The organism is Methylobacterium sp. E-065 (assembly GCF_022829605.1).
Lineage (GTDB): Bacteria > Pseudomonadota > Alphaproteobacteria > Rhizobiales > Beijerinckiaceae > Methylobacterium.
The window spans coordinates 25805-38155 of record NZ_JAKSYD010000122.1; the positions used below are offsets into that span (position 1 = coordinate 25805).

Here is a 12351-nt window from a genome sequence, read left to right on the forward strand (position 1 = left end):
GCCCATCTCACCGCCATACCCGTTCGATGAGCTGATTGGGTTCCTGATGCCGCCGAGTCCGGCCGACGACAGCACGATTGACCTCGATGTGCTCGCACCCGACGCGATCGACCGCCTGGATCAGGGGGTAATCGGTCTGGATGCCGCCGGCGCGGTGGTGGCCTTCAGCGAGGGCGCGAGCGTGCTTTCGGGCTTCGCGCGCGAGGCCGTGCTCGGACGCGACTACTTCCGCGACGTGATGCCCGGGGCCAACGTCCCGAATTTTCGGGGGCGCTTCCTCGCGGGCGCACGCCGCGGCGCCCTAAACGAGCGCTTCGACTACGTGTTCGGCCGGGTGCCGCAGCCGCTGCGGGCTCGAATCCACATGCGCCATGGGATCATGGCGGGCGGTCCGCCGGTGACGTGGCTGACGATCGATCCGCTCGAGAGCCTGGGTGCCGGCCAGTCCCGGGAAGCGGTCCTGGCGGCGATCGGGCGTCGGGTCCGGGCCGAGCCGGTGGATGCCAGCCTGTGCGAGCGCGAGCCGATCCATATCCCGGGCTCGATCCAGCCCAACGCCGTGATGCTGGCGGCCGATGTCAGCACCCTGATGGTGCTCGCCTACTCGGCCAACATCGATGAGATCGTCGATCCGATCGTTCCGCCCCTGGCGGGGCGCCCCCTCGGGGAGATCCTGCCCGCACCCTTCGTCGAGACCGTCCGGCGTCGGCTGGCGGACCAGACGCTGGATGACGGCCGCTCGGTTCGCGCCCGGCTCACCCTGCCGGGCCGCGACGCGACCTATTATGCGGTCGCCCACGCTCATGCCGGACGCGTGATCGTCGAGCTGGAGCTGGAGCCGGACTCGGCCGCCGATTTCGCCACCGCCAGCCAGGTCGATACGGAACTCGCCGTCGGACGCCTGCGCGCGGCCGAGACCCTGGCGGATGCCGCCCGGATCGCCGCCCTGGAGATCCGCGCGCTCACCGGCTTCGAGGCGGTGCTGGTCTATCGGTTCGACGTGGACTGGAACGGCGAGGCGGTGGCCGAGGACAAGGCGCGCGACTGGTCGCGCAGCCTGCTCGGCCTGCGCTTCCCTGCCTCCGACATCCCCGCCCAGGCCCGCGCGCTCTACACCAAGGCCAAGAGCCGCTTCGTAATCGACCGCGACAGCGTACCGGTGGGGCTGGTGTCGGCCGCGGGCGCCGGCAACGGCCCGATCGACCTGACCTTCGCCCAGCACCGGACGCTGTCGCCGATCCACCTCGAGTATCAGCGCAACCTCGGCGTGAACGGCTCGATGTCGATCTCCATCATGGTCGAAGACCGGCTCTGGGGCCTGATGATCGGGCATCATCGCCGCCCGCATTACGTCACGCCCGAGACCCGCTCGGCCGCCACCGTGCTGACCGATGCCTTCGCCATGCGGGTACAGGAGATCGAGTCGCGCCGGCTCTGGGCCGAGCGGCAGGCGCATCTCGATGTCGAGGGCCGCCTGGTGCGCCGCTTGACCCGCTCCGACGACTTCGTGGGCGCCCTGACGGACGGCGGGACGACGCTGCTCGATCTGTTCAGCGCCACGGGCGCCGGCATCGTCTCGGGTGGGCAGGTCACGCTGATCGGCCGTACGCCCCCGGCGGATCTGGTGACGGCGATCGCGAACTGGCTGCAGGCGCAGGTCCCGGCAGGAGAGTTCAGCTACAGCAGCATCAGCTTCACGGCCGATTATCCGGACGCGGCGCCGCATCGCGAGATCGCCAGCGGGTTGCTCGCGACCTTCGTGGATCAGTCGCGCGAGAACCTGCTCCTCTGGTTTCGCCCCGAGGTGCCCAGCACGGTCACGTGGGGCGGTGATCCGCGTAAGCCGGTGCTCGCCGGCAGCGGCCCGGTGGCGGTGCTGCCGCGGCGCTCGTTCGAGCGCTGGGTCGAGGAGCGGACCGGCTTCGCGGCTCCCTGGGCCGAGTGGCAGATCCAGCTCGCTGGCTCCCTCGCGGAGGCGGTGGAGGGCGTGGTGCTCCGCCAGCGCCGCAAGATCGACGAGCTGACCGGCCTGCTCGCCGAGAAGGAGCGGCTGCTGGAGCAGAAAGATCTGCTCACGCGGGAGATCGACCACCGGGTCAAGAACTCCCTGCAGATCGTCTCGGCCTTCCTGCAGATGCAGCGTCGCCAGATCTCCGACGGCGAGGCCCGTCAGGCTTTCGCCGATACTTCGGCGCGGGTGATGAGCGTCGCCCGGGTGCACGATAGCCTGTACCAAGCCGAGCGCGTGGACGAGGTCGATCTCGGTCAGACCCTCGAGAGCCTGTGCAACGACCTCGCGGAACTCGCGGGCGAGGGCCATGCGGTCGATCTTACCGCCGAGCCGGGCCTGATGGTGCCCTACCGCAAGGCGGTGGCGCTGTCGCTCATCGCCACGGAACTCGTGACCAACGCCTTCAAGTACGCGGCCAAACCAGCCGGCGGCGGCCGCGTCGAGGTCAGCGTCTCGGCCTCCGGCCCCGGCGCGGTGCAACTGCGCGTCTGCGACGATGGCGCCGGCCTGCCCGATGACTGGGCCAACGCGAAGGCCCGCGGCGGCAAGGGTTCGGGGCTCGGCATGAAGCTGATCCGGGCGATGCTCGATCAGATCAACGCCCGGCTCGACGTCGCCAACAATCCTGGCGCCTGCTTCACGATCACCGCGTGAGCCCCGCCAACCCGATCCGGCGCGACGGCCTGCACGCGCGTCTCCGTGCGGCCACCGACCCGGCGCACCGGGCGTTGGAAGCCGGCCTCGATTGGCAGGCGCGGGTGGCGACGCTCGCGGGCTATCGCGACCTGCTGGCCCGGCTTCACGGTTTCCACGCCACCTGGGAGCACGCGATCGGCACGCAGCTCGCCGACGAGCCGTTCCTGGCGCCGCGGCGGCGCCTGGCACGCCTGGCGGCCGATCTCCACCATCTCGGCCTCGCCCCGGCGGCGATCGCAGCGCTGCCACGGCCCGGTTCTGTCCCGCTCCTTGGTCCCGCCGCGGCGACCGGGGCGCTCTACGTGCTGGAGGGCTCGACCCTAGGCGGCCAGCTGATCGGCCGGCACATCGCGGGCCTGCATGGCCTCAGTGAGACGGGGCTTACCTATTACCGCGCCCACGGCCCGCGAACCGGGGCGATGTGGTCCGCCTTCCGGATACGCCTCGACGCATTCGGCGATGATGCGGAGGCGGAGGCTGCGCTGATCGGTGCGGCGGTGGCGACCTTCGCGGCAATGCGGACATGGCTCTGTGCGCCGCACGGGGTGCCGGCCGCGGGCTGACCCCACCGGGTCATCGGCCCACCAACGCGTCCCGCTCCGCCTTCAGGTGGACGATCAGCCGCTCGGCGAAGCGGCTCGTCGGCCGACCGGCCGGGCGCAGCAGCAACGTCTCGATCTGCAACGCGGGCCGGATTGATCATGCCGATCCTGCATCGACGCGCGCCCTTCGGGCATTTGACGGCATCGGCCGAAGCGGCTGTCAATGTCGGCCCAATCCAGCCCGTGAAGGTTCGTCGATGCTCGCCCTTGCCCTCTCCGCCCTGCTCGCTGTCCTGGCGGGCGCCGGTCTCGTCGTGCAGCAGATCCTGAACGCGAACCTGCGCACCGGGCTCGCATCGGCATCCTGGGCGGGGGTGGCCAGCTATACGGTCGGCCTCGCCTGCATGGCGCTTCTGGCTGCCGTCCTGCGCGATCCCATCCCAGCCACGAGCGTGGCTGGGCGCATCCCCTGGTGGACCTGGAGCGGTGGGCTGTTCGGCGCGCTCTTCATCGGGCTTGCGATTCTGCTGGTCCCGAAGCTCGGCGCCGCGACCTTCTTCGCCCTGCTGGTGACGGGCCAGATGCTCGCCTCGGTGCTCTTCGATCAGATCGGCCTGCTCGGCCTCGCGCAGCGGCCCATCGACCTGCCGCGCCTCCTCGGGGTCGGGCTCCTGATCGGCGGCGTCGTGCTGATTCGCCGGTAGGGAGCTTACGATGTTTCGGCCAGCAGCCCGTCCACGAAGGTCGCGAGACCCGTCCGGCGGGCGCGCTTCAGCCGCTCGGCCGCGAGGATCCCCTGCAGGGCCCGGAAGGCGTTCTGCAGGTCGTCGTTGACGATGACGTAATCGTACTCGACCCAGCGCTGGATCTCGGTCCGGGCGTTGGCGAGGCGCTTCTCGATCGTCTCGGCCGAATCCTCGGCCCGGCGCTCCAGGCGCTGGCGCAGCTCCGCCAGGCTGGGCGGCAGGATGAAGATCGTCACCACGTCCTGGGCGAGTTTGGCGCGCACCTGCCGCGTGCCCTGGTAGTCGATGTCGAAGATCATGTCCCGGCCGGCGCCCAGCACCTTCTCCACCGGGCGGCGGGGTGTCCCGTAGAAATTGCCGTGGACCTCGGCCCATTCGAGCAGGTCGTCGCGGGCGCGCAGGTCCTCGAAGGCCTCGCGTTCGATGAAGTGGTAGTGCCGGCCATCGATCTCGGAGGGGCGCCGGGCCCGGGTGGTCACCGAGATCGACAGGTCGAGTGCCCAGGCGGGGTCCTGCGCCACCGCCCGCGTGAGCGTGGTCTTGCCTGCCCCGGAGGGCGAGGACAGGATCAGGATCAGCCCGCGCCGGGCGATGGTGTCGGAGACGGTTCCGGCCGGCTCGGTCATCGGCGTGGCTCTGCGGTGTTGCGCATCCGTACCCTCACGTCACTCGATGTTCTGGACCTGCTCGCGGAACTGCTCGACCACGGCCTTCAGGTCGAGCCCGATCCGCGACAGGCTGATGTCGTTGGCCTTGGCGCACAAAGTGTTGGCCTCGCGGCCGAATTCCTGAGCCAGAAAATCCAGGCGCCGGCCGACCGCACCGCCGGCGGCCAAAAGCTCGCGGGCGCTGTCGAGATGGGCCCGGAGCCGGTCGAGCTCCTCGCGCACGTCGGCCTTGCCGGCGAGCAGCATCGCCTCCTGATGGAGCCGGTCCGGGTCGAGGCCGGTGCCGCCCAGCGCCGCGACGGCCGCCTCCAGCCGGGCGCGAACCGCCTCGGGCTGCCGGGCGGGGTTGTCCTCGGCGGCCTGGGTCAGCGCGGCGATCCGGTCGATCTGGGCGGTGACGACCTGTTGCAGCTGGCGCCCTTCGGAGCCGCGCGCCGCAACGAGATCCGTTACCAGCCGGACCGCCCCTTCGGTCAGGTCCTGGCTGAGTGCATCGCTGTCGGCCGTCTCGTCCTCGACCTCGACGACGCCGCGCAGGCCGAGCAGCCCGTCCATCGTGGCGGGGGCCATGCCGTCGGGGACCGGCACCCGCGCCACCGCCTGCGCGAGGCCCGCCAGAAGCGCCTGATTGATTCGCACGCGCGCGGCCGTCTCGGGCTTGGTCAAGGTAAGAGACAACTGGCACTGGCCGCGGGTGAGCGCCTTCTGGAGCGCGGCACGGGCGGCCTCGCCCGGCCCGTCCTGGCCGGCCGGCACCCGGACGCGCACCTCGAGGCTGCGCCCGTTGACGCTGCGGACCTCCCAGGCCCAGTGCACCGGCCCGGTGGTGCCCGCCGCCCGGGCAAAGCCGGTCATGCTCGCGATCTGGGCCAAGGCGAACCCCGTTGCGGTGAAGATCGGCGCCTGTAGCACGGATCGTCCCACCGGGAAGAGGCGCCAGCCGGGTTCTTCCGGAGTAAACGACCCTCAAGCATAGGGGAGTGGCCGGATCCTGCTCAGCGGCGCGGACCGGGCCCTGGTGGGTGTCCTTCGTCCCTCAACGCCGGCCCTTGGGCGCGGGCGTCGGCGCCGTGAGCGCCGGCACGGACTTCGGCGAGCCCAGATCGTAGCTGCGGTTCTTCAGCGGATCCAGCCGTGTGCCCTCGGAGGCGTCGAAGGCCCGGCTGCCCGGCGTGCCGGTTTCGAGGAAGGCCGCGTTCGTGCTTCCCCCGTTGTCACCGGGCGCATAGGCCGAGGCCCGGCCCGGCGTCGCCGGATCGGGGCCCGGCTCGACCTTGTCGACGGCGTCCGGCGGCGCCTGCCGGCTCTTCTCCACCGCCCGCCAGCGGGCGACGTTGCGCTGGTGCGCCTCCAGCGAATCCGCGAAGGCGTGGCCGCCGGTGCCGTCCGCCACGAAGAAGAGGTCCTTGGTGCGGGACGGGTTGGCCACCGCCTCCAGGGCGGCTTTGCCCGGATTGGCGATCGGGCCCGGCGGCAGGCCCTCGATCACGTAGGTGTTGTAGGGGGTCGGTCGGTCGATCTCGGAGCGCATGATTCCGCGGCCCAGCGTGCCGCGCCCGCCCACGAGGCCGTAGACGATCGTCGGGTCCGATTGCAGCTTCATCCGCTTGTTCAGGCGGTTGATGAACACGCCCGCCACCCGCGGCCGCTCGTCGGCCCGGCCGGTTTCCTTCTCGACGATGGAGGCGAGAGTGACCATCTCGGCCGGTGTCCGCACGGGCACGTCGGCGCTGCGGCGCAGCCAGATCTGGTTCAGCACCTCGCGCTGCTTCGTCTTCATCAGGTCGACGATCTTCTGGCGCGTCGCGCCGCGTTCGAACTTGTAGGTGTCGGGCAGGAGCGAGCCCTCCGGCGGAATCTCGTTGATCTCGCCGGTGAGCACGTCATTTTCATTGAGCCGCGCCACGATCTGCTCGGAGGTCAGGCCCTCCGGGAAGGTGATGGCGTGCTGGACCTGCCGGCCGGTGGCGATCGTGTCGAGCGCGTCGGCGATGCTGGCATGGGCCTTGAACATGTACTCGCCGGCCCGGAGCGCCGGGCGTCCGCCGAAGCGGGCGGCGAACTCGAACAGGCCGGTATGGTCGATCACGCCCTCGCGCTTCAGAGCGTCGGCGATCTCGCCGGTGCCGCTGGGCGGAATCACCACGACCTTGTCGGCCGCAAGCGGCCCCGCCTCGCGCACCTGCCGCTGGAACAGCGTGATGCCGATCATCGCCGCGATGGCGATGACCACCGCGAAGGTCAGCGCGCCGCTGACGACGCCGACGAAGCTGCCGCGCTCACGCTCGGGGCGCTCCGGGGGCGGCGGGGCGACGGTCGGCTTGATCGCCTCGCTGGGCGAGCGCGGCGAAAGCCGCTGCGGCAGGGCGGGCTCGTCCGTCGGATCCCGCACGATGCGTTCGGGCGCGGACGTCTTTGAGCGGCGGAAGAACATCGGGATCCTGTCTGGGTCCGCGCGACCCGTCACGCGTCGCGGGCCGGGATCGGCTGCCAGCAACCGGGTGCGCACGTCGAGGCTTGAGACCCTAGTCGGGTTTGTGGCGAAAATGCCGTTCCGCGGCATCGAAGGGCCGGATCGCCGCCATCGGACCGGGCCGTCAGCCGGGCGGTTGGCAGGTCACGCACAGGAAGGTCGAGCGGTTGGCCTGCACGATGCGGGTGATGGCGCCGCCGCATCCGGGCCGGGTGCAGGCGAGGCCGACCCGGTCGTACACCCGGAAGGCGTGCTGGAAGGCCCCCGAACTGCCGTCGGTGTGGGCGTAGTCGCGCAGCGTCGAGCCGCCGGCCTTCACGGCCGCCTCCAGCACCTGCACGATCGCCTTGGCCAGGGTGTTGGCCTTCGGGGCGGGCCGCCCGTCGGGCCGGGCGAGGGTTCCGGCCGGGGTCTCGGGATGCAGGCGCGCCCGGTGGAGGGCCTCGCAGACGTAGATGTTGCCGAGCCCCGCGATCAGGCTCTGGTCGAGCAAGGCGGCCTTCAGCGGCGTGATCTTGTGGCGGAAGAGCCCGGCGATCACCGCGCCGGTGAGCCCGTCCAGGGGCTCGACACCCATCCGGGCGAAGTGGCGGCAGGTTTCGAGATCGCGGCTTGGGACGAGGTCCATGAAGCCGAAGCGGCGCGCGTCGTTGTAGGTGACGGTGGCGCCGGTGCTCATGGCCATCACAACGTGGTCGTGCTTGGGCGTGCCCTGCGCGCCCTCCAGGTAGAAATCCCCCGGCGATAAATTGCTGCCGTCGGGCAAGGCCACATCGAACCGGCCGCTCATGCCGAGATGCATGATCAGCGTCTCCCCGGAATCGAGGCCGGCGGCGAGGTACTTCGCCCGGCGCGCGAGCCCGGTCACGGTGCGGCCCTCCAGCCGGGCGGCGAAGCGCTCGGGGAAGGGGAAGCGCAGGTTGGGCCGGCGCAGGGTGACGCGGCTGAACCGGGCCCCGACCATGGCAGGCTCCAGCCCCCGCCGCACCGTCTCGACCTCGGGAAGCTCCGGCATCTCACTCGCGGCTCGCGGCGCCTCGTGCGCCAGATGTCGGATATCGGCGGGATCGGCCGAGGCCGCAACGGCTTGGCCCCGCGCGGTTTGCCGCTCCTCAGCGCCGCCGCAGCCGGACGTAGAGTGCGCCGCCGCCGCCATGGTGGCGCGCGGCCTCCTCGAAGCCCAGCACGATGCCGTGAAGGTCCGGCCCCCGCAGCCAGTGCGGTACGCTGCGGCGGAGCACGCCGCGCTCGGCGAACGCCTCTCCGTAACGTGAGCCGCCCTTGCCGGTGACGACCAGCACATAGGCATGTCCGGCGGCCCGGGCCCGGAGCAGGAAGCCCGTCAGCGCGGCATGCGCCTCGGCCTGCACCATCCCGTGCAGATCGATCCGCGCGTCGATGGCGAGCCGGCCCCGGCGCAGACCGACCTTCGCGGTCCGCTCCAGCCCGGCACTCGGAACGTGGCTCTGAGGCGGCGCCTGGTAGGGCAGGGCGGTGGCGGGACGCGGCGGCTCCGAAGCCGGTTTGGGCGGGGGCTTCTTGGCGCGCGGCTTTTTCGCGCTCGGCGGCGCGGTCGGCTTCAGGATCGGGGCCGTCAGCGCCGGCATCGTGGCGGTCGCAGGCACCGGGGCGGGGACCGCCTCGGGAATCGGCGTGGCGCGGCCCGGCAGCGGCGTCACCAGCTTGGCGATCGCGTCCCAGAGCCGGGTCTCCCCGGCGCTGAGGCGGCGCCCGCGGCGGGGCGGCCTCATCGGGCGCTCCCGCCCGGCATGGCCTTCGGCAGAAGCACCACGAAGCCGATCGCGTCGCGCAGGTTCCCGGCCACGATGCCGGCCTGCGCGCCGGTCCCGACGAACAGATCGCCCCGGGCCGGGCCGACGATCGCCGAGCCCGTATCGGCCGCGATCACGAGGCGCCCGGCCTCGCCCGGCGCCGCACCCGGAAGCGGCCCCGCGAGCCAGAACGGCAGCCCGTAGCGCCACAGAGACGCGTCCACCGCGAGGCTGCGGCCGGGGCTGAGCGGCGCGTTCGCGGCCCCCGGCGGCCCGAGGGCCGGATCCTCGATCGGGGCGAGGCGGAAGAAGATGTAGGAGGCGTTCGCCCGGATCAGGCGCTTGGCGATATCGGGGTGATCGCGCAGCCAGCCGGTCCAGCGGGCCAGCGTCAGGCCTTCCAGGGGCAGATGCCCCTCCTGCACGATCAGCTTGGCCACCGCCGTGTAGGGCCGCCCGTTGCGCCCGTCGTACAGCACCCGCACCGCGCGTCCGTCGGGCAGGCGCACGCGCCCGGAGCCCTGGACCTGAAGGAGCAGCAGATCGACCGCGTCGCGCAGCCACAGGATCGGTCGCGCCTGCGCGCCGAGGGCTCCGTCCTCGATGGCGGCGCGGTCAGGGTAGGGGCCGAACCCGTCCGCGGTGGCGCGGGCGGCGCGCAGGGATGGATCGAGACCGGGTCGGGTCTCGCCGGGGCCGAGGGACACGAGGTCGTCGGGTCGGGCGAGGACCGGCGTCGGAAAGTCCGGTCCCGGATCGAGCGAGCCCACCAGCTCGGGTTCGAAATAGCCGGTGAGGAAGCCGGTCTGGCCGGCACCCGCGCGGTCGATGCGGAAGGCGTCGAAGCGATCCCGGAAGAACGCGGCCGCGTCCGGCACATCCCCTTTCGCCGCCGCACAGGCCTCGGCGAGTGCGGCTGCGTCACCGGCGATCCCGGCGGGCTGCGGCAGAGCCGGCGCCGGGGCGACGCAGACCCGGCGGAACGCGTCCAGGGCTGCGGCAACGTCCTGTCCGGGAAAACCCGGAAGGGCCTCGATGGAGATCGGTGTCAGGGTTGCGCCGCCGACCACGGCCGGCGCGGCGGCCGATACTCCTGTCGGAGCCATCGCCAAAAGGGCAGCCGTGACGGCTCCGGGCCAGGTGCGCGGGATCGTCACGATGCAGCTATCAAGCGGTCAGGCGCCGGCCTCGGTGGCCACGAGCTGCCAGTTCGGGTCGCGCGAGCCGAGGGTCCGCGCAAAGGTCCAGACATCGGGCACCTCGACCACGGTCTCGGCGCTGCCATCCACCACCTTGCCCTCGGCATTGCGGGTGGCGGTGATGAGGTTCGACAGGAACCGTACAGTGATCTGCGCGACCCGATTGCGCACCTCGACCGCCACGATCTCGGCCTTGTCGATCGACACGAAGGTGGTCTCCAGGGTCTGCCGGTTGCGCTCGCGCTCCGCGATCGCCCGCTCGAACGCCTCGCCGACCTCCTTGGACAGGAGCCCGCGCAGGGTCTTCCGGTCGCCCTTGGCGAAGGCGATCATGATCGCTTCGTAGGCCGACTTGGAGCCCTCCAGGAACGCGCGCGGATCGAAGCCCGGCTCGGCCTGGGCACAGGCTTCGAGGCCCCGGGCGACCTCGGAGCCGGGCTCGGCGATTCCGCGCCAGTCGCGCGACGCCGGAGCGGCGGCCGGGGGCGGGGCCGCTCGGTCGGCGCCCGGCAGGCGCACGACGTTGTCGCCCTCGCTGCGCGCCTGCGGCTCGGTGCGGCTGCGGTCGACCGGCTTGAACGGCGAGCGTTCCGCGCCGGTCTTCTGGCCCAGCACCGAGCGCAGACGCCAGATCACGAAGACCGCAAGCGCGAGGAAGATGATCGTCGTAACGTCGAAACTGTCCTGCATCACCGATCCGATGGTGGCCGCGGCGCGACCCTGGGCCCCTTGCTCAGGTCGCGCGCACTGCGACGCCGGCAAAGCGCGCATAATCCTGGCGACTCATATCTGACCAACGCGCCGGGAGCGAGCCGGTTATACCCGCGCATCCCGAACCCGCGATCAGGTTCCGATATGGGTCACGGCGGCCGCCGCGGCCAGCGCCCCGCCAGCTCGCGCGACCAGCTCGCTTGTCCAGGCCCGGCGCCCGTGTTAGCGGCCCTGCCGTTCGGGGCAGTTCCGCGGCGCGATCCAGCGGCACCCGCTGAGACAACCCGCGCCGGCTCCGCCGGCCGATCGAGAGGGAAAATCCGCATGGCCGATTCACCGGCAGCGAACGGCAACGGCGGCGGCATGCCGCAGGGCGATATGCCGATGATCAACGCCCTGGCGCAGTACACGAAGGATCTCTCCTTCGAGAATCCGAACGCGCCGCGCTCCCTGCAGCCCAAGGAGGGCCAGGGGCCGCAGATCAACATCCAGGTCAACGTCAACGCGTCGCAGCTCTCGGAGACGGACTTCGAGGTCGAGCTCAAGCTCGATGGCGACGCCAAGATCCAGAGCGAGGTTCTGTTCGCGTTCGAGGTGACCTATGCGGGCGTGTTCCGCCTGCAGAACATCCCGGCCGACCAGATCCATCCGGCCGTGATGATCGAGTGCCCGCGCCTGCTGTTCCCCTTCGCCCGCCAGATCGTGGCCGAAGCGGTGCGCAACGGCGGCTTCCCGCCGCTCTACATCGATCCGATCGACTTCGTCGGCCTGTACCGGCAGAAGGTCATGGAGCAGCAGGGCGCGCAGGGCCCGCTCGACTCCTGAGCCTCCGACCGGTGTCGTGACCCCCAGTGGCCCTTCAGCGGCCACCGGACCCACGATAGGCCGCGGCCAACGCGCGCAGCGCGTCCGCGGCCGGCCCCCGCAAGGGGCGCGCGTGCAGCATGATCCGGGTGAGCGGGAGTTCGGGTAGGCCGAGACGGTCGCCGCATTCCACCACCCCGGCCGGCGCCGTGCTCGGTGCCAGCGCTGCCACCGCGAGTCCAGCCGCCACGGCGGCACCGATTGCCGCCACGCCACCGCCGACGAACACCTCCCGCCAAGGCAGGCCGGCCGCGTCGGGGGCCGCCTCGGCCGTCATCCGGACATTGCAGGAACTTGCCAGGGTGGCGAGCGGCAACGGCCGTCCCGACTCCTGGAAAGCGAGCCCGGTCGCGTCGTCGTCGGAAGCGGCTTCTGGTTTCCGTTTCAAGGCGCTCTGCGGCCGGTTTCGCCTTCGGGCCCCACTATCTCAGCATCGCGCGGGACGCGGATCTGGTGGTGATCCAGATCACCGCCAATGCGACCCGCACGATCGACCAGAAGCGTGCCCTCTACGCGGCCATCGCCCGCAACCTCGCGGATAACCCCGGGGTGAAGCCCGGCAACGTGTTCGTCAATCTGGTCGAGGTCTCGCCAGAAAACTGGTCATTCGGCGACGGACTTATGCAGGACGGGCCGCCCATGTGACGGAGGGCAGGCTTGACCGCACGG

At 71.4% G+C, this 12351-nt stretch carries 13 protein-coding genes; 5 read left to right on the forward strand and 8 right to left on the reverse strand.

The features are described from left to right. Window positions 1-46: 46 nt before the first annotated feature. From MKK84_RS16725 to MKK84_RS16735, 3 genes are all read left to right on the forward strand, one after another. Window positions 47-2665 (forward strand): histidine kinase dimerization/phosphoacceptor domain -containing protein, encoded by a 2619-nt coding sequence (locus tag MKK84_RS16725; RefSeq protein ID WP_243921605.1) that lies wholly within the window; start codon window positions 47-49, stop codon window positions 2663-2665. After that, window positions 2662-3270, forward strand: coding sequence for a biliverdin-producing heme oxygenase (locus MKK84_RS16730; protein WP_409566517.1), 609 nt, complete (start codon window positions 2662-2664; stop codon window positions 3268-3270). The genes MKK84_RS16725 and MKK84_RS16730 overlap by 4 nt, the downstream gene beginning before the upstream one ends. Before the next feature lie 236 nt (window positions 3271-3506). Next, a complete protein-coding gene (locus MKK84_RS16735) occupies window positions 3507-3953 on the forward strand; it encodes a DMT family transporter (RefSeq protein ID WP_243921607.1) in 447 nt (148 codons plus the stop codon). Window positions 3954-3958: 5 nt separating this feature from the next. Here the strand turns inward: MKK84_RS16735 and gmk are convergent, their stop codons facing one another. The 7 genes from gmk to MKK84_RS16770 form a co-directional block, all read right to left on the reverse strand. Continuing rightward, window positions 3959-4621: a guanylate kinase gene (gene gmk, locus MKK84_RS16740; protein WP_243921609.1), complete on the reverse strand. Its 663-nt coding sequence runs from the start codon at window positions 4619-4621 to the stop codon at window positions 3959-3961. A 39-nt stretch (window positions 4622-4660) separates the two neighbouring features. Further along, on the reverse strand, window positions 4661-5518 hold the full coding sequence (locus MKK84_RS16745; protein ID WP_243921744.1) for a YicC/YloC family endoribonuclease: 858 nt from the start codon (window positions 5516-5518) through the stop codon (window positions 4661-4663). A gap of 181 nt (window positions 5519-5699) precedes the next feature. After that, window positions 5700-7097 (reverse strand): endolytic transglycosylase MltG, encoded by a 1398-nt coding sequence (gene mltG / locus MKK84_RS16750; protein WP_243921611.1) that lies wholly within the window; start codon window positions 7095-7097, stop codon window positions 5700-5702. Between the two features lie 163 nt (window positions 7098-7260). Further along, complete coding sequence (gene mutM, locus MKK84_RS16755) at window positions 7261-8151, reverse strand: bifunctional DNA-formamidopyrimidine glycosylase/DNA-(apurinic or apyrimidinic site) lyase (RefSeq protein WP_243921614.1); 891 nt, start codon at window positions 8149-8151, stop codon at window positions 7261-7263. Window positions 8152-8248: 97 nt separating this feature from the next. Next, window positions 8249-8887: a Smr/MutS family protein gene (locus MKK84_RS16760; protein WP_243921616.1), complete on the reverse strand. Its 639-nt coding sequence runs from the start codon at window positions 8885-8887 to the stop codon at window positions 8249-8251. Beyond that, window positions 8884-10065, reverse strand: a complete 1182-nt coding sequence (locus MKK84_RS16765) for a murein transglycosylase A (RefSeq protein WP_409566518.1) — start codon at window positions 10063-10065, stop codon at window positions 8884-8886. Before MKK84_RS16765 ends, MKK84_RS16760 begins: the two co-directional genes overlap by 4 nt. 18 nt (window positions 10066-10083) lie before the next feature. Beyond that, on the reverse strand, window positions 10084-10797 hold the full coding sequence (locus MKK84_RS16770) for a Tim44/TimA family putative adaptor protein (RefSeq protein ID WP_243921618.1): 714 nt from the start codon (window positions 10795-10797) through the stop codon (window positions 10084-10086). 345 nt (window positions 10798-11142) lie between these two features. Between MKK84_RS16770 and secB the strand changes: the two genes are divergently transcribed. Further along, on the forward strand, window positions 11143-11643 hold the full coding sequence (gene secB, locus MKK84_RS16775) for a protein-export chaperone SecB (protein WP_243921620.1): 501 nt from the start codon (window positions 11143-11145) through the stop codon (window positions 11641-11643). 34 nt (window positions 11644-11677) lie between these two features. Here secB and MKK84_RS16780 read toward each other — a convergent pair whose 3' ends face one another. Further along, complete coding sequence (locus MKK84_RS16780; RefSeq protein WP_243921754.1) at window positions 11678-12070, reverse strand: hypothetical protein; 393 nt, start codon at window positions 12068-12070, stop codon at window positions 11678-11680. Between MKK84_RS16780 and MKK84_RS16785 the strand changes: the two genes are divergently transcribed. Next, on the forward strand, window positions 11977-12327 hold the full coding sequence (locus MKK84_RS16785; protein ID WP_243921622.1) for a tautomerase family protein: 351 nt from the start codon (window positions 11977-11979) through the stop codon (window positions 12325-12327). The two genes, MKK84_RS16780 and MKK84_RS16785, sit on opposite strands and share 94 nt — an antisense overlap. Window positions 12328-12351: the final 24 nt, after the last annotated feature.